Origin of the sequence: Pseudomonas paraveronii, from assembly GCF_963681955.1 — a bacterium.
In the GTDB taxonomy this organism is placed as follows: Bacteria; Pseudomonadota; Gammaproteobacteria; order Pseudomonadales; family Pseudomonadaceae; genus Aquipseudomonas; species Aquipseudomonas paraveronii.
Map to the genome: position 1 here is coordinate 832,036 of NZ_OY817130.1, position 16,134 is coordinate 848,169.

16 protein-coding genes and 1 tRNA gene are annotated in these 16,134 nt (G+C 56.6%); 6 read left to right on the top strand and 11 right to left on the bottom strand.

The window, feature by feature from the left end; genetic code table 11:
- The first annotated feature begins 47 nt into the window (after nt 1-47).
- From U5A08_RS03570 to U5A08_RS03580, 3 genes are read left to right on the top strand one after another with little or no spacing between them, the layout of a single operon-like run.
- On the top strand, nt 48-962 hold the full coding sequence (locus U5A08_RS03570) for a restriction endonuclease (protein ID WP_321850328.1): 915 nt from the start codon (nt 48-50) through the stop codon (nt 960-962).
- Nucleotides 955-1,713: a sensor histidine kinase gene (locus U5A08_RS03575; protein WP_321850330.1), complete on the top strand. Its 759-nt coding sequence runs from the start codon at nt 955-957 to the stop codon at nt 1,711-1,713. Before U5A08_RS03570 ends, U5A08_RS03575 begins: the two co-directional genes overlap by 8 nt.
- Nucleotides 1,710-2,153, top strand: coding sequence for a response regulator (locus U5A08_RS03580; RefSeq protein ID WP_321850332.1), 444 nt, complete (start codon nt 1,710-1,712; stop codon nt 2,151-2,153). Before U5A08_RS03575 ends, U5A08_RS03580 begins: the two co-directional genes overlap by 4 nt.
- Nucleotides 2,154-2,244: 91 nt before the next feature.
- On the opposite strand, the gene U5A08_RS03585 is transcribed toward U5A08_RS03580, so the two are convergent.
- From U5A08_RS03585 to U5A08_RS03630, 10 genes are all read right to left on the bottom strand, one after another.
- Entirely contained in the window at nt 2,245-2,424 is a 180-nt protein-coding gene (locus U5A08_RS03585; RefSeq protein ID WP_482221446.1) for a hypothetical protein, read from the bottom strand.
- 94 nt (nt 2,425-2,518) lie between these two features.
- Entirely contained in the window at nt 2,519-3,361 is an 843-nt protein-coding gene (locus tag U5A08_RS03590) for a chromosome segregation protein SMC (protein ID WP_321850337.1), read from the bottom strand.
- A gap of 95 nt (nt 3,362-3,456) precedes the next feature.
- A complete protein-coding gene (locus U5A08_RS03595; RefSeq protein ID WP_321850339.1) occupies nt 3,457-6,345 on the bottom strand; it encodes a DUF927 domain-containing protein in 2,889 nt (962 codons plus the stop codon).
- Complete coding sequence (locus U5A08_RS03600; protein ID WP_321850341.1) at nt 6,342-6,614, bottom strand: DUF3077 domain-containing protein; 273 nt, start codon at nt 6,612-6,614, stop codon at nt 6,342-6,344. Before U5A08_RS03600 ends, U5A08_RS03595 begins: the two co-directional genes overlap by 4 nt.
- On the bottom strand, nt 6,611-6,895 hold the full coding sequence (locus U5A08_RS03605) for a hypothetical protein (protein ID WP_321850344.1): 285 nt from the start codon (nt 6,893-6,895) through the stop codon (nt 6,611-6,613). Before U5A08_RS03605 ends, U5A08_RS03600 begins: the two co-directional genes overlap by 4 nt.
- Before the next feature lie 530 nt (nt 6,896-7,425).
- Nucleotides 7,426-7,731: a hypothetical protein gene (locus tag U5A08_RS03610; RefSeq protein WP_253393283.1), complete on the bottom strand. Its 306-nt coding sequence runs from the start codon at nt 7,729-7,731 to the stop codon at nt 7,426-7,428.
- Nucleotides 7,728-8,045, bottom strand: a complete 318-nt coding sequence (locus tag U5A08_RS03615) for a helix-turn-helix transcriptional regulator (RefSeq protein ID WP_083224186.1) — start codon at nt 8,043-8,045, stop codon at nt 7,728-7,730. The genes U5A08_RS03610 and U5A08_RS03615 overlap by 4 nt, the downstream gene beginning before the upstream one ends.
- Before the next feature lie 555 nt (nt 8,046-8,600).
- Entirely contained in the window at nt 8,601-9,842 is a 1,242-nt protein-coding gene (locus tag U5A08_RS03620) for a tyrosine-type recombinase/integrase (protein ID WP_321142545.1), read from the bottom strand.
- 166 nt (nt 9,843-10,008) lie between these two features.
- Nucleotides 10,009-10,085: transfer RNA gene (locus U5A08_RS03625), tRNA-Met, on the bottom strand.
- Between the two features lie 152 nt (nt 10,086-10,237).
- Complete coding sequence (locus U5A08_RS03630; RefSeq protein ID WP_247405696.1) at nt 10,238-10,477, bottom strand: hypothetical protein; 240 nt, start codon at nt 10,475-10,477, stop codon at nt 10,238-10,240.
- A gap of 416 nt (nt 10,478-10,893) precedes the next feature.
- Between U5A08_RS03630 and U5A08_RS03635 the strand changes: the two genes are divergently transcribed.
- Nucleotides 10,894-12,090 (top strand): MFS transporter, encoded by a 1,197-nt coding sequence (locus tag U5A08_RS03635; protein WP_253393286.1) that lies wholly within the window; start codon nt 10,894-10,896, stop codon nt 12,088-12,090.
- A gap of 50 nt (nt 12,091-12,140) precedes the next feature.
- Here the strand turns inward: U5A08_RS03635 and U5A08_RS03640 are convergent, their stop codons facing one another.
- Nucleotides 12,141-12,692, bottom strand: a complete 552-nt coding sequence (locus U5A08_RS03640; protein ID WP_253393287.1) for an RNA polymerase sigma factor — start codon at nt 12,690-12,692, stop codon at nt 12,141-12,143.
- Between the two features lie 263 nt (nt 12,693-12,955).
- Here U5A08_RS03640 and U5A08_RS03645 point away from each other — a divergent pair, with 263 nt between their 5' ends.
- Both U5A08_RS03645 and sctV read left to right on the top strand, forming a co-directional pair.
- Nucleotides 12,956-14,014, top strand: coding sequence for a TyeA family type III secretion system gatekeeper subunit (locus tag U5A08_RS03645; protein ID WP_253393288.1), 1,059 nt, complete (start codon nt 12,956-12,958; stop codon nt 14,012-14,014).
- Nucleotides 14,011-16,104 carry a type III secretion system export apparatus subunit SctV gene (gene sctV, locus U5A08_RS03650; RefSeq protein ID WP_253393289.1) on the top strand — a complete coding sequence of 698 codons (2,094 nt, stop codon included), beginning with the start codon at nt 14,011-14,013 and terminating at the stop codon, nt 16,102-16,104. Before U5A08_RS03645 ends, sctV begins: the two co-directional genes overlap by 4 nt.
- The last annotated feature ends 30 nt before the right edge of the window (nt 16,105-16,134 follow it).

Genomic DNA, 16,134 nt, shown 5'->3' on the forward strand with positions numbered 1-16,134 from the left:
AGATTAGTGCTGGCTCATCCGAACGGTAAACTTAAAAGGAGTTTCAGTTGAGTATACTAGACAAGTTAAAGGCTCTCGATCCAAGATTGTTTGAAAACCTATCATATGACCTTCTTATACAGTCGGGCATAACTAACTTAGTATGGCGAACACCCGGTGCTGACAGAGGTAGGGATTTAGAAGGCGAGAACCCTGTCATTGACTTTAGCGGCACTGGTTTTACTGAGAAATGGTATATCGAATGTAAGCGATATGAGTCATCTATCGATTGGCCTACCGTATTCGGTAAACTTTCCTACGCTATGAGTAATGGCGCCGATTATCTCCTAATGATCACCACCTCAAATTTGTCGACTAACTGCGTGGATGAGGTTAATAACTGGAACAGGATGCACAAATACCCAAAAATAAGGTGGTGGCCTGGATATTATCTTGAAAACTCACTCCAGCTTTTTCCATCAATTCTTTTGAAGTATGGCCTTGCTTCAAACCAGCCTATAGTTCCCCCCGCATTCCTTGAATTAGCCCAAACAGTAGCGAAAGCAACCGCCGCTGCTATGGGTAGAGACTCACTAGAGTCTACAGATCAAGAGAATCTAGAGCTTACATTTGCCGGGACACTTGCGGAGTTGATGCAAGCAAAAATGTTGCAATATGAACTTGAAGGCCGAATAAGCCCCTCGCCCTTCAAGGCTGATATCGACGGTTTTGAATGCGACAATTATGCGGAAAAATTATACTCGGTAGATAAATATGCGCTCAGAGCTATATTGGCCTTTGTGCATATGATAAAAAAGTGCGGTACGATCAATGTTGACTCAATTCAACAAGATAGGTCATTCATTATTGATGCAGATGTCTCGATGCAACCAAAGAGTGATATTGAATTGTTGAATCTTGTAGCGTTTTGGGGATCGTTCCAGGTCGAACACCAAGCAGGGGTTATAAAAATATATGAGTGATGTCGACGAAGATAAACAAAGAAATGAAGCTCAGCGTATTGACCTTTTATTTTTAGGGAATTTCGTTCATCAGCTGGTTAATCCCTTGAATGGTGTGGCGGGAACTTTAGATAATGTTGTTGAAGGAGTATACAAAGGTGCGGAGATAAATCAAAAAATAAACGCTGCTAGAGCGCAAATTGAACAATGCATTCACCTCACAAAAAACCTTGCGTTTTTTTCGGAGATTTCGTCTGAGCAAAAAATCTTAAGTGCTCCGAAGAAAGAGGGAGTTGTTATTCTGCCTCAGTCGATAATCGAAGCTCTTCAGTTTTACGCCGAGCTTGGAGCGAAGAGAAGTATCAAGATCGGCTTGATGGATAAAGTCACCCAGTACAAAATCAAAGGAAGACCTGAGGCTTTGAGGCAAGTCTTCATGAACTTGTTTGATAATGCGGTTAAGTACGGGCTTTCCAATACAACAATAACTGTCACCCCCTCTGTGCAAAAAAAGACTGGAGCGCTAAGGGTTTTGTTTGAGAATCACAGTATTGGATTCTCTTCGAGCGATGCGGAAAATATTTTCTTGTTAGGGTTCCGTAGTGTAGAGGCTAAGTCATCCATCGCACTGAGCACAGGGCTCGGTTTATATTTGTGTCGAGAGATTATGCGGAGCTTTTTCAACGGGGACGTAATTGCAGGACATAGTAAAAAACGTGGAATTTCAACTTTTACTGTGATTTTTCCGAAGGGGTCTTGGTATTTGTCATGAAAAATTATCTCGAAAAAACAATACTCATTGCAGACGATGAACCAACAAACCTAGACTGGTTGATTGACTACATTAAGCATATAGGCTTTGATGTTGAGCTTGCTTTAACAGCAAGCGAAGCGATAAATAAACTACAAGCAGACGACTATAGGGCTGTGATAGTTGATTTGAATATCCCTAAAGGTGTGGGCTTTCATCCGCAAGGAAATGAGCCGACGTTATACAATCAATATCCAGGGCTTCACATAGCAAGGTTTGCTAGAAATATTGGGAATAACCAGCGTAGAGTTATAATATATTCGGTTTACCAAACCGAAGAGCTTGCAGCGGAGATAGAAAAATTTGGTTGTGAATATGTTTCTAAACAAAGGCCGAAGCTTATAAAAGGCACGATAAAGGCTGCGACTGAGTTTGACCCTAAAGCTACTGGTGCAACATAACAGTCAGTCACTGAGGGGGGCTAGATGTCGTTGGGTGAATCACATTGCAGTAGACCTGTAAGCGGAAGCCTGATGGGCTTCCGCTTCTCAATTACCCGTCCTTTCTCTTGAGTTGAAGGTCAATGAAATCAAGCTCTGCCTTGATTGCATCAATCGTGAGCGTCTCGACTTTAGTGTCTTTGTTTGCGCTCGCATTCAACTTTTTCATGCCGGCCAGGGCGACAATTATCCCGTTCAAATGAAGCTTTCGGGCCTTCAGGTAATCAGGCATCTGTGCGCTATTCTGTGGTGGTTTGTTCATGATTGGACCGATGGTAGGCCCGAAACAACCTGTTTCTCGCAGGCTGCTTCGGGGACGGTTTAATTTAGGCGGCCAATAGATCAATCAGGCTGTGTTGGCGAGAGCGATCTGCAAGTTCTTGCCAGGTCCAGCTTCCAAAGCGCTCGCCCTGTTCGGGAATATCTAGCTTCATCAACGCAACCGGGTCCCGACTAATCAGGTTGCGTGCAGCCCACAGCTTGCCGCCGGTCTCCAGCAGTGCTTCCGCGGCCTCATTCCATTGTTCTTCCAGCACAGTATTCGCCAGGTGAGCCGCTTTGTTCTCGATCTTGGCGCGTTCTTTTTGTGCCTCTGTGATGTGCTGATCAATCGTCACGAGTTCCTGCTCCAGCGCGGTGATGAGTAGTTGTTGGCGGCGGTGATGCTCAACCGCAACTGCGAGGTTTTTTGCTGCCTTTTGAGCTTCGGCGTTAGCGGCTTTCTCGCCCTCTACATCGCCCCAGGCGACAGCCTGTGCATAAGCGGTGGCAGCGTCCGTTTCAGCTTGTCGAGCTTTTGCCATGTCTTCCTTATCGCTCTGGCGGACCTGCTGCAACCGTGTCTCAATGCTGTTGCGCTTTTCGTTGAGTTCCATCTCGTCGGCTTTCCAGTTCGCCATAGCGCTGATGTAGCCCGCAGCCAAGCTCTCACGGTTCGCAAGTGCCTCGAGGCGATCGATCTTTTGATTCAGGAGGTGGATCTCAAGACCTCGCGAGTCGATGCGTCTTTTGTGATCGTTGATTTCATCCTGCACAGCCTTTTGTCGGCGCTGCTGGATCACCTCAGGGCTATCTAGTGCTACTTCCAAAGGCGCGAGATCGCGCTGAATGCTCTCCATTTCGAGGGTCATTTTGTCGCGGCGGTCTTTCAGTTCTTGGATAGTGTTCATCTGTATTGTCTCTGTGCATTACGATTGATAAGGATGGTTGAACGGCTGGCGAGGCCGGGGATGAGCCGGCGCTACCTCGATCAGCAGGCATGCCGTCAGGCAGCCCGGACCTCGCTCTCATCCGTGCCCGGAATCGTCTTCACGATGTAGCAGCGTTGCTGACCCAGACCGGGTAACCGAACCAGACTCGACGCCTTGCCGTCGCTGGACGGTTCCAGCGCACCTCGTTGCAGAAGCTCCTTGTTCACTGCACTGATATTCATGCCCTTGAAGATCTCGGCCCTCCAGGCTTCAGGCAGAACGTAGTAGGTGTTGGTGGTGTGCAGGGCGTCGCCCATGCCGTGTTCCATCGTCTTACGAAAGCCCAACCGATCAATTGTGCGTGGGCCGTGTTCATCGATCTTGGCGGCGGCAGATTCCCAACGGGTAAAGCGGCTTTCTCCAAAGCGTTCGATGACCTGGTGCAGTCGAGCCACAATCGCATCCCCCTCGAAGTTACCGGCGCCGCCGCGTTCGGCCAGCCACGCATGCAGACATACCCGTGCGGCGGTCGTGGCCGTGCCATCCGGCCATCCGGTGACACCGAAGGCGGTGGCCAACTCTCCGGCCGCTGCTGCGAGGCCAAAGCGAAGGGCGGCACGCTGGGCTTGACCACTGGCCGAGGCGGGCAGGTTTTGGGTGATGAACTGCTCCACCGTGCGGCGAACGATCACCGACCACCTGAGCATTTCTCCAGGCGCACACAATGCTTGCAGGAAGGCGGTGAGGGGTGTGCCGTAGTATTTGGCTACACGGGCCTTGAGCGCGTCGGAAAGGGCGGCTGCGTCCTCAAAGCCGTTCAGCACATCGAACATGCCAAGTCCTTTGCTCGCATCCGCAGGCACGGCGAGCATGCGAACCTCCATGCCCGCTTTCAATTCCTTGTTTGCGTCCGCCATGTGCTGCGCCAACGTCTTCTCGCCGGTCGAGAGAAACAGCAAGCGCCACTCCTGCACCTGTCGGCCTGCTTGCCCTCGATCATTCGCCCGGGCCTTACCGGTGCCGTTGCCGAGCATGTAGACCGTCTCGCCAATAATGCGCGGGTCGCACATGCCGATTTCATCCAGCACCAGGAGGCCGTCTGAGTGTGCAGCAGCGATGGACTCCAAGGCGTTATCGGTCGAGCGCCACGAACGCACCAGACGCGGCCCTCCATAGACCGAGGCAGCGACTTGCAGGTGAGTGGTCTTGCCCCCGGAACTATCGCCATACAGGTGGAAGCCGCCCGACTCATGACCTAGCAGGTTTAGCAGAGGCCCTGCAAAGGCCACAGAGACGACAAACGCCAAGCGATGGTTACCAACGCACAACGCGCCGATTTGCTGCTGCCACTGCTCCAGAGAGCCCGCCTCGCTGATCGGTGGTAACTGGGCACCGGCCTCATAAAAATGCAGGTGTTCGGCGTGCGAGCCGATCTGTTGTTCGGGCAATAGGAACGCATTGTCGTGCCAGCCCAGGCGAGTCACCAAGCGTGCGCGCTGGGCGCTGTCGAAGCCGCCGAGATAACTCTGCAGGTCATTGCGGGCATTGCGTCCTGATCGGCTTCCCGCGAGGCGCAGGCCCATGTCTACCAGTGGACCGAGTACGTCCTTGCCGAAGTCGCCGGTCATGGTTCGGGCCGGAATATTCCAGCGTTTTTTTGCGCCGTCCGGGTCGTCGAACTCGACCAGCAAACCCCAGTTGTGGCCCTTGTCGTCGCGAGTGCGAGCGATGATTTCGAGAGGCGAACATACGGGGCGCGCCTCACCATCATCGCTGGAATAAAACACCCCTTCGGACGTCAGACGAAAGCCCCCAGGCAACAGGTCATTTTTCAACTTCGCAGGGCGTTTGGCGGGCGCCTTAGCCTTCGGTTCTTGTGGCTCAGTGGGCTCAGCGACAGTGCCGAAAAACTCGCCGCTGCGCACCAGCTCGGCGACGTGGCCAGCGGTCCAGCCTTTGGCTAATGCATCCGCTGCGTCGTCGCCGTCCGACCATTTTCCACCCTTGATGAGCGTGGGCTTTCCGCCTTTGCTGCTGGGCTTGAGCTTGAATACGTCGACCGAGATTCGTTGTACCGAAGCGGCGCCCAGCTCAATCAACTTGAGCGCGATGGCGTCCATGCAGGTCTTGCCGCTGGCATCGTTATCCGGCCACAGCACAACGCTTCGCCCTTTGAGTGGCGTCAGGTCGGCCTTGTGCCAAGAGTTGGAGCCGTTCGGCCAGCAGGTGGAGACGTAGTCCGGCATAAGCTCAGCAGCGGCATCAGCTGCTTTCTCTCCCTCACACACCACCACGGGCGCATCGGCGCGCTGTGCCAGCTCATCCAGGCGCAGCAAAGGCCGAGGTTCAGGCAAGCCTTGCCAGCGCCATTGTGTGGTTTGCCCATTGGAGCGCTTGCACCAGGTCAACGGCGCAAAGACCTTTCGCGGCTTGCCGTCTTCATCGGGGCCGAGGTCGAAACGATACAGCGCCATGACCGGCTGGCCCTCAGCATCGCGATAGATCCACACCTTGGATGGAGCACCGTGTTGCCGGTGCTTGGCTGGGCACTTGTTCATGGCCTCGGCTGGGATTGGCTGAATGGCGATCCACTCCGGTGATGCGCTCTTAGCCGGTGCGCCTTTGGTGGTCGCAGATCCAGCGGAAACACTGAACATATCCGCCAGTTTTTTGCAGGCCTCAACATCGGTGCCGCCGTCGATATAGCGCACCAGATCGATCAGGTCACCGCCCTTATCACCGGTGGCAAAATCCGCCCAGGTGCCTTTGCTCAAATTGACCTTGAGTGAGCCCGCACGTTTGTCCGTGCGCGTCGGGTTCGGTGCGGTGAATTCCTTGCCTCCATCAACGCGTTTGCCGTTCGGCAGCCAGTGAGCAAGTACACGGTCGATGTTCTTCAGTGCGGCACTTTTTACGTCGGCAAAGCTCGGACGTTTTGAGGTGTTGCCGGTGCGCTGAGTCATGGTGCGGTCCTCGACTCAAGCAGCGCCTCGTTCACGTCGTCGATCAGCGCCTTGGCCATCTCGCCGAGGTAGAACGCAGGCCAGCTAAAACGCTCGCCCGTATCGCTGATGGCGGCATCGAGGATCAGTTGATTGGCGTGGTGCAGAATCTGGGAGACGGCTTCAAGTGCGTCCTCCAGCGGGATACCGGCATTTACCCGAAACAGGTTTTGGCCGTTACCGTTGGCAGGGGAAAACTCGGAGCGTCCACGCGTGCTGGAGTGGGTCACAGCACACCGCCTTTCTGGCCCATCGGCACAGAAGAGGCATCACCGTACATGGTGAGTGTTTTGATCAAACCCAAGGTGCCGCGAACGTCCCAAATAACAGACGACAGCACGCGGTTGGACAGCAGGGGTTTATCGCCGTCTAAGTGATCTTCCAACAGCATGAGAACTGAATCGGCACGGTCGAGCGCACAGGTGATGGCGTCGATAGGCAGACCGGCTTCGGCGTCTTGGCTGACGCAGAGCAGATCCTCGGGTAGTGCAAAGCCTGGGAGCATGCTCATTGGGCACCCCCTGCGGCTTCCAGGGCGCGAGCCTTGGACATATGGGCGTTGTAACGGGAAAGGCGTGTAGCGAGGCTGGAGTTGGCGTGTAAAGCGGCGAGAGCCATTGCTCGATGAGCGGCGGCGCGAATTTTGGACGGATTGAGGGCGTGCATGTGGTGTAGCTCCTTTTCTGTGTAGGAGCTGCCACTGATCGTCGCCAAACGAATTAGGGTGGCAGCTGTGCGCAGGTTGGCGAACCGGGGAAAAGGAACCCGGCAGACCCGAAGGTCTCCCACGCACAGCCACCATAAAATAGGAATGCGGGCACAAAAAAAGCGCCTGCAATCGGTATGGGGGCGCCTGTGCGCCTTTTCTATCCGGGTCGCCAAACCCGGTCGCTGAATTTGCAGCGACAGCCAGAGAGTAACGCCCGGTTTTTGAAAGTGCAACTGTGCGGATCACTTGCGGATTTTTTCGATGCGGCATAAATTGATCAGGCATGTAGATTTACCTCAACGCCTCCGGTTGCCGCCGGGGGCGTTTTCATTTCAGGCATGGATTTCCCAGCTCAGGGAAACAAAGGGCAAGAAGTCGCTATCGAGGCAAGCGCGTGCATCCTCGTAGGCGTATATCTGTTGGCCTTCGTCGACGATGATTGCTTGCGGGGCTTGGCAAGGAACTGACAATACGCACCAGATGCCGTCTGCCCAGCGCATCACCAAAACGTCCCGGCTCAGGCGTTTTTGCTCTGTACGGTAGCGTTCGAAGCGTTGCATCCAGCGAGGGGTAAATCCGACTGTTCTGAGTACAGAAAAGGGCTGCAAGATGGCCCTGTTGGCGACACGATTTTTCATGCCGCCACCCTGTCTCGAGCTGCGATTCGTGCACGCGTCCAATCTAAAACTTCAGCCAGTACCCATGCGACGGGAGCGCTACGGGCGTTACTAGCGCTGAGTTTTACTGGAAGTGGGAAGCCGCTATCCGCTTGCTGCATTAGTTTGTAAATCGTTGGGCGCGCTAACCCAACTATGGCCATTACTTCCGGCATGCGGATCAGAATTGCTGAAGGGTCTGCGGCAAAATGACTGGTTCGCTTGGCGTTCAGATCGCTTGTTTCGTAAGAGCGGATTTCGGTGGGATTTGCGGACTTGCAGTTATGATCATTCATGGATAACCCCTGGTTATGGATACAGGGGTATCTATCTATACATTTATCTAGATGAAGAAAACTACTTTTCCCCTAGACCGGTCAATGTGTAGTCAATATGGGGGCAACGCAGGGTGAACGCGGCGGTTTAGTAATTGCGCAGCTAGCACTGGTCGATCAGGTGGCAGGCGTCAGCGACCTGTCCACGGCAGAGATCATAGAGCGGTTGCGCTGAGAGAGATCTGAGCAGGCCGCGGCTTAGCGCCGAATGCAATACGGTTTGGCGATCAGTCATTGCCAAGTGTCTCAGGCGCTGTGTAACCGAAAGTCCCACGCCCTGCGCTTGAAGGGGGGAGCCAGCGAAGGTCGCTTGGTGGGCTCGGGCGAAAAACGCCTGCCCGCAGCACCAGAGCGCTGACTTTTGCGTTACACGTTGGGGCTGCGTTACATCGGATGTACGCTATGTCGCTCAACTGTGTAACGGGCGTGAAAGCCAATGAATCCGGGTGCTTGGCGAGTGGCGTTACACGAGTAACACGCGTTACACCGGATTTAGAGGGGGCAGGGTAAGTGCTCTCACACTGCCTTCCCAAATTGACCTTGCACTACATTCCCGGCCTCTAGGGAATCGAGATGATCGGCGTACCACTGCATCATCTGTGTGCGTTGCTCAAGGTACTGAGCCTTGTTGTAAATCCCTCGAACACCTTGTGCCTTGTGGCTGAGTTGGGCCTCGATATGGTCAGCTGGATATCCGTGCTCGTTGAGGATCGTGCTGGCGATGTGGCGGAAGCCATGGCCGGTCTGGCGGCCCTCGTAACCAAGGCGTCTGAGTGCCATTAGGAATACGGTATCGCTGCGGGGTTTAGTGCGGTCGCTTCTACCTGGAAACAGAAGTGGGTAAGCGCCGGTTATTTGCCGAAGCTCTAATAGTGCTTCCACTGCTTGAATGCATAGTGGCACCAGATGCTCACGACCTTTCTTGCGACCCTTGCGCTCGACTGGAACAGTCCACAGCCTCTTGTCGAAATCGAACTCTACCCAGTGTGCTTCTCGGAGTTCGCTGGGGCGTACAGCCATCAGGGTCAACAGCCTTAGGCCAAGCTGAACATCTTTGGCGTGGGGATAGGAGCGTATCGCTCGGAGTAACCCTGGAAGCTCATCGGGGGAGACGTGGGCGTAGTTCTCTGCCTTTCCCGAGGACAGAAATTTATGCACACCCTCCAACGGATTGTTGACTGCTCTGCCGGTCACTCGAGCTAGGTCATAGATATCTTTGCAGTAGGCCCTCACACGGCTCATCTGTTCCAGAATCCCCTGACGCTCAAGCCCTCTCAATAGCTCCATCCACTCCATCGACATGATTGAGGTGTAGGGGCGTTTACCTAGCGAGGGGAATACATGGCGTTCAAGTGCGCCAAGTATCCTTTTGGCCGTACCAGCATCCCAGCCGCTAAGGCGAGACGTGTGCCACTCCCTTGCCAATGCTTCAAAGGTGTCGTTGGCCGCATCGATCTCGGCGGCTTGGCGAGCTTTCTTGGAGGTGATCGGGTTCTTACCTTCCGATGCGTCGGAGCGTAGATCAGCCGCTTTCTGTCGAGCGAAAGCGCCACCCACTTCCGGGTAGCCGCCAAGACCAAGCCATGACCATTTGCCGTCCGGCTTCTTGTAGCGTAATTCCCAGGACTTTTGGCCGTTTGGCTTGACCCTGAAATATAGCCCTGGGCTATCTAGTTCGCGGTATGCCCCGGCCTCAGGCTCCAGGCTGGAAAGTGTCGTGTCAGCGAGAGGGCGTCGCTTGATATCTGTGCGTTTCATCCTTGTATGCCTTCAGTTCAATTATTTATGAAGCATACACGTGGGCATACACGGAGGGGAAGGATAGGGATAGATAGAGGTGGACAGCCAGAAACAAGAAAGCCCGCACTAGGCGGGCTTCTTGAGGTGATTCATAGACTGCTGTAGACATCTATGGATCGGTACTTGGTGGCTACACAGGGACTTGAACCCCGGACCCCAGCATTATGAATGCTATGCTCTAACCAACTGAGCTATGTAGCCAAGTGGCGCGCATTATTCGCGGAGAACGACAAAGCGTCAAGCGTTTTTATTGAATTTTTATCTACGCTTTCAACTGTTTAACGAAAAGCCCTGGCTGGGCCGACGGGTGGTGGGGGATTTGCAGGTCTCCCGCAGTTGATCGGCGTTGACGGTCAGGACGTGCGGGGCATGCAGTCGATGGAGCGGTCGACCACGGTTTTGGCCATTTCCAGCAGGTGCCACACGGCGTGGATTTTGGCGCGGTCGTGGGGGGGCAGGTGGTCGCCGCAGTCCAGCACGGTGGCCGAGGCGCTGTGGATCAGGTGGGCGATGTAGAGCTGGGCGTCTTCGAAGCTGAGGTGTTCGTTGACGGCGAGGCAGTCGATGGGCGGATCGGGGAGTGCTTTGGTCATGGTGTAACTCCTGATTAAGTCAAAAGCCGGCCCCGTCGCGACTAAACGAATGGGTGGCGGCTGTACGCAGGTTAGTCGACCGGCTAATCAGGAAAACCCGGCGCACCCGAAGGTGCCCTGCGCACAGCCACCATAAAACTCATGGAGGTGCATGCGCCTGATTAAGAATCCGGGCGACTAAACCCGATCACTGATTCCAGTGACGGATCGAAGACTAGCCAGCGGTTTCCACAGGCACAAGGCGCCGGGGATTGTCTAGGAAACGTCCTTCAAATTAAAGCGATCCACCCTGCTGGCCTTTTACAAAGCATGACCGCAACCTCGTTAGCTCCCTAACGGGATAGCCTTGCTGCGTGTAAAAGTGGCACATTGTCGCACCTGCACCTGTGCATTCCCCCGCTGTACGGAACCCTCTTATGGCTCTTGGCAATTCCCCCGCCGCCGGGCAAACCAGCCCGCTGGTCATGCGGATCATCGGCGCGGTGGCGCTGGCGCATTTGATCAATGACTTGATCCAGTCAGTGCTGCCCTCGATCTATCCGATGCTCAAGGCCAGCTATGGCCTGACGTTCACCCAGGTCGGGCTGATTACCCTGACGTTCCAGCTCACCGCTTCGCTGTTGCAGCCGTGGGTGGGTTATTACACCGATCGGCATCCCCAGCCGTTTCTGTTGCCGTGCGGGATGGTCTGCACCCTGGTGGGGATTGTGATGATGTCCCAGGTCGGCAGCTTCCCGCTGATTTTGCTGGCGGCGGCGTTGATCGGGATCGGTTCGTCGACCTTTCACCCGGAGGCGTCCCGCGTGGCGCGGCTGGCGTCGGGCGGGCGCTATGGCCTGGCACAGTCGACGTTCCAGGTCGGCGGCAACGCGGGCTCGGCGTTCGGCCCGTTGCTGGCGGCGGCGATCATCATTCCGTTCGGCCAGGGCAATGTGGCCTGGTTCGGTCTGTTCGCGGTCTTTGCGCTGGTGCTGCTGTATGCGATCAGCCGTTGGTATCGCACGCACTTGAGCCTGTTCAAGCTCAAGGCCGGTCAGGCGGCGACGCATGGCTTGTCGAAACAGCGCGTGATGGCGGCGCTGGTGGTGCTGGGGCTGCTGGTGTTTTCCAAGTACTTCTACATGGCGAGCATCACCAGTTACTTCACGTTTTACCTGATCGAGAAGTTCGACCTGTCGGTGGCCAGCTCGCAGTTGCACCTGTTCCTGTTCCTCGGCGCGGTGGCGGCGGGGACGTTCTTTGGCGGGCCGATTGGCGACCGGATCGGGCGTAAGGCGGTGATCTGGTTTTCGATCCTTGGCGCGGCGCCGTTCACGTTGTTGATGCCCCATGTGGACCTATTCTGGACCAGCGTGCTCAGCGTGATCATCGGCTTCGTGCTGGCCTCGGCGTTCTCGGCGATTGTGGTGTACGCGCAGGAGTTGGTGCCGGGCAATGTGGGAATGATCGCCGGGGTGTTCTTCGGGCTGATGTTCGGTTTTGGCGGGATCGGTGCGGCGCTGCTGGGGCACCTGGCGGATAGTCGCGGCATCGAGTACGTGTACCGGCTATGCGCGTTCTTGCCGCTGTTCGGGCTGCTGGCGATCTTGCTGCCGCGCACGAAAAAGGTCTGATACGGTTGGGCAGATATCCCTCTCGCCCAACGGTTGCCAGCTAGGCTGGGCTACGGTTGCAACGGGGTGCGCGTGGCGCGCTTGAGGTGTTCGCGCGCCCGTGACAGGCGTGAGCGCACGGTGCCGATGGGGATGTCCAGGGCATCGGCGGTGTCTTGATAGCTGCCGTCGGTTTCCAGCGAGGCGTACAGCGTTTTACGCATTTCGGTGGGCAGGTCCTTGATGGCGACCAGGGTTTTTTCCAGGCGGCGGTTGACCTCGAATTCCCAATCCAGGTTCTGGCTGTCTTCCTGGCCGTGCCACAGCGCTTCATCGAATTCGCAATGCACCGGTTTGGCGTACATGCGCCGGAAGTGGTTGCGGATCAGGTTCTGCGCAATGCCGCACATCCAGGTGCTAAGGGTCGCCTGGCCACTGAAACGCTCTCTGTTGCGCCAGGCCTCCAGGTACGTCAACTGCAGAATATCGTCCGCATCTTCCGGGTTGAGCACGCGCTTGTGTATGAAACGCCGGAGCTTCTTTTGCTGGTCGTCCGTCAGGTGGAGCATGAATTGAGGCGAGCCGCCAACAAGGTGAGCTAAAGCACCAATAGGGATATCCATGATTTTTTCCTCAGGGTGGACGCGATCGAAATGGTTTCGACGGGAACCCCTTTTGCACCGGCTGTGCCAACCAGAAAAAAATCACAAGACGTTGATTTATATAAATAAATATTTTTTATTCAGAGAATTCTGTGCGGTTTTTTGCAAAAGCCCAGGCGGGTTTGTGCCGGTAATTTCAAAATACCGCAGAGGGGAAATTTGTTGGAACCGTAAAGCCTGCGTTTGCCACATAGGGACACAAACTCTACGTCCTGGCCCGCCCCATGAAAGTCGAATCGCTCAACGATGTGCAACAGCTCCAACGCGTGGACCCTCCCCGCGTCAGCCCTGACAAAACAGCGGCCACGGCGACAGGTTTCGATGACATTGCGCAGGTTTTCAATCAAGAGGTCGCGCTCAATAATCAGGCGCTGAGCCGGCGCTCGATGGGCCTGACGGTACCTGCCGTCGAGCAGCTCGTGCGGCTCTATGATCAGCTCGGCCATCCGGCCCAGGAGCCCCTCGCGTCAATGGCGCGCCGGGTGCGTTCGCAACTGGCGCACAACGTCAGCACGGACAAGTGGCTGGCGCTGACCGGCGGCGACTCGGCCCGCGCGTTCGTGGTGCTCAAGTATGTGGCAGCGCAAGCCGAGGCACACGCCACCGAGGTGGCCTTGGCGCAAGAGGCGATCGATCGGTTGCAGGTGCGCTACAGGGGCGAGATCCAGGCCGGCCTGAACATTGCCTCCGCGCTGGAGCAGGCCGCCGGCGACCCGCAAGAGCGCCAGGCCGTGCGAGGGCTGTATTACGCCAGTGTGGTCACGCGCCAATCCTTGGCAACGATGATGCAATCGTTGTTGGGCCTGTTCGGCGGTGACCGCTTCGCTGACGGCCTCAAAGTGATGCGCCGCGCCCTGGCCGATGACATCGCCGCGCATTCGCCCTCGGTGCCCACGGCGCGTTTGCGCACGTTGCTGCTGGGGCTGCAAAGCTGCGCTCAGTTGGGCGGGGTGTTAGCCAATTGCCAGGCATTGCTGGAGCGCCTGAGCACCGATGAGGATTCGGTGAGTCTGTTGCAGCGCCTGTTGGGATATACCTCCACGGGTGTCGATTCGGGCGAGGTCTTGCGCCTGGCCGAAGACCTCGGTGGCGAGCTGGCGAGCGGCCAACTGGTGTCCCTCAACGGCCTGTACCCGGTGATCCAGCGCCTGCCTCAGACCTTGTGGCGTGACAGCCGCGGGCGCCAGGAGGCCTTGCACAAATTCTTGTTGGTGATGGACGAGTTCACACGAGTGGAGCGGGGCAACACCCACATTGCCAGCGAATTGAGGGGCAGCGCATGAAGGTGCTGGCGACCATCAACGCTGTGCTGCTCAAGGTGGCGCGGCGTGCCGAAGTATTGGGCGCGGTGGTGGTCATGGCCATTGTGTTCATCTTCATCGTGCCGTTGCCGACCTGGCTGGTGGATATTCTGATTGCGCTGAATATCTGTATTTCCTGCCTGTTGATCGTGCTGGCGCTGTATTTGCCCGGGCCGTTGGCGTTCTCTTCCTTCCCCTCGATTTTGCTGCTGACCACCATGTTTCGTCTGGCGCTGTCGATTGCCACCACGCGTTTGATCCTGTTGGAGCAGGACGCGGGCGACATCGTGGAAGCGTTCGGCAACTTCGTGGTGGGCGGTAACCTGGCGGTGGGGCTGGTGATTTTCATGATCCTGACGCTCGTCAACTTCCTGGTGATTACCAAGGGCTCGGAGCGGGTGGCCGAAGTGGCGGCGCGTTTCAGCCTCGACGCGATGCCGGGCAAGCAGATGTCCATCGACAGCGACCTGCGTGCCGGTTTGATCGACGGCGGCCAGGCGCGTGACAAGCGTGAGCAGTTGGGTCGCGAGAGCCAGTTGTTCGGCGCAATGGACGGCGCGATGAAGTTCGTTAAAGGCGATGCGATTGCCGGGCTGGTCATTGTGGTGATCAACCTGTTGGGCGGTTTTTCCACCGGGATGTTCCAGCACGGCATGAGCGCTGGCGACTCGATGGCGTTGTATTCGGTGCTGACCATCGGTGACGGCCTGATTGCGCAAATCCCCGCGCTGCTGATCTCGCTGACCGCCGGCATGATCATCACCCGTGCGGCGCCGGATGGGCGCAAGGGTGCCAATAACATGGGCGCGGAAATTGCCCGGCAGATGACCAGCGAACCCAAGAGCTGGATGATCGCGTCGGTGGGCATGCTGGCTTTTGCCGCCTTGCCTGGCATGCCTACGTTGGTATTCATCCTCATTTCGATGATGACGGGCAGCCTCGGTTATTACCTGGCGCGTCAACGCCAGCGCGAGGAAGAGCCGCAAGCGGAAGCCACCGATGTGGTTCGCCCTGAAGACAACGGCGAGGAAGATTTGCGCGGGTTCGATCCGTCGCGTCCCTACCTGTTGCAGTTTTCACCGGTTCTACAAGGCTCGCCCGAGGTCACGGAACTCATCCACGGGATTCGCCAGGCGCGCAATGCGATGGTCGCCAACATTGGCCTGACGCTGCCGCCGTTCGAAGTCGAACTCGATGCTTCGCTGGCCGACGATGAGATGCGTTTTTGCGTCCACGAAGTGCCGATGATCAAGGCGTCGGTGGTCATGCTGGTGGCGGTGGAACGCAAGGCGCTGGCAGACGAGCCGGCCCACGCGGTGCAGGGGTTGGCCGAGCGCGACGAGCAGGACTGGCTGTGGCTGCCGCCCGACGATCCGCTGCTGGATGACCCGCAGTTGGAACGCTTCAGCGCGACCAGCCTGATCATCGACCGCATGAAGCAGGCCATGATGCTCAGCGGCCCGCAGTTTCTTGGGATTCAGGAGAGCAAGGCGATCCTCGGCTGGCTTGAGCACAACCAGCCAGAGCTGGTGCAGGAGCTGCAGCGGATCATGCCGCTGTCGCGCTTCTCGGCGGTGTTGCAGCGCCTCGCGGGTGAAGGTGTGCCGTTGCGTGCCGTGCGCTTGATCGTCGAGTCGTTGATCGAGTACGGCCAGCATGAACGTGAGCCGGACGCCTTGGCGGACTACGCGCGCATTGCGCTTAAATCGCAGATCTTCCACCAGTACAGCGAAGCGGACGGCCTGCATGCCTGGCTGTTGTCGCCGCAGACCGAAAACGTGCTGCGCGAGGCGCTGCGCCAGACCCAGACCGGGGTGTTCTTCGCCCTCGATAGCGACAGCGGCGCTTCGTTGGTCAACCTGCTTAACCAAGCGTTTTCCGTGCGGCCCAAAAGCAAGAGTGTGATGTTGGTGGCCCAGGACCTGCGCAGCCCCTTGCGCACGTTACTGATTGAAGAGTTCAGCCATGTGCCGGTGCTGTCGTTTGCTGAGCTGGGGAGCGCCTCCAAGGTCAAGGTGCTGGGGCGCTTTGACCTTGGCCAGGAAGAGCTGATGCGAGGAGCGGCGGCATGAGCGCAACCTATATAACCGCGCCGGGGAGGA

Bases quoted from the DNA above. Each gene is read 5' to 3' on its own strand.
- U5A08_RS03610 (WP_253393283.1), bottom strand. From the start codon at position 7,731: ATGAAAAATCGTGTCGCCAACAGGGCCATCTTGCAGCCCTTTTCTGTA.
- U5A08_RS03595 (WP_321850339.1), bottom strand. From the start codon at position 6,345: ATGACTCAGCGCACCGGCAACACCTCAAAACGTCCGAGCTTTGCCGAC.
- sctV (WP_253393289.1), top strand. From the start codon at position 14,011: ATGAAGGTGCTGGCGACCATCAACGCTGTGCTGCTCAAGGTGGCGCGG.
- U5A08_RS03605 (WP_321850344.1), bottom strand. From the start codon at position 6,895: ATGAGCATGCTCCCAGGCTTTGCACTACCCGAGGATCTGCTCTGCGTC.
- U5A08_RS03635 (WP_253393286.1), top strand. From the start codon at position 10,894: ATGGCTCTTGGCAATTCCCCCGCCGCCGGGCAAACCAGCCCGCTGGTC.
- U5A08_RS03645 (WP_253393288.1), top strand. From the start codon at position 12,956: ATGAAAGTCGAATCGCTCAACGATGTGCAACAGCTCCAACGCGTGGAC.
- U5A08_RS03580 (WP_321850332.1), top strand. From the start codon at position 1,710: ATGAAAAATTATCTCGAAAAAACAATACTCATTGCAGACGATGAACCA.
- U5A08_RS03615 (WP_083224186.1), bottom strand. From the start codon at position 8,045: ATGAATGATCATAACTGCAAGTCCGCAAATCCCACCGAAATCCGCTCT.
- U5A08_RS03620 (WP_321142545.1), bottom strand. From the start codon at position 9,842: ATGAAACGCACAGATATCAAGCGACGCCCTCTCGCTGACACGACACTT.
- U5A08_RS03640 (WP_253393287.1), bottom strand. From the start codon at position 12,692: ATGGATATCCCTATTGGTGCTTTAGCTCACCTTGTTGGCGGCTCGCCT.
- U5A08_RS03590 (WP_321850337.1), bottom strand. From the start codon at position 3,361: ATGAACACTATCCAAGAACTGAAAGACCGCCGCGACAAAATGACCCTC.
- U5A08_RS03630 (WP_247405696.1), bottom strand. From the start codon at position 10,477: ATGACCAAAGCACTCCCCGATCCGCCCATCGACTGCCTCGCCGTCAAC.
- U5A08_RS03585 (WP_482221446.1), bottom strand. From the start codon at position 2,424: ATGCCTGATTACCTGAAGGCCCGAAAGCTTCATTTGAACGGGATAATT.
- U5A08_RS03575 (WP_321850330.1), top strand. From the start codon at position 955: ATGAGTGATGTCGACGAAGATAAACAAAGAAATGAAGCTCAGCGTATT.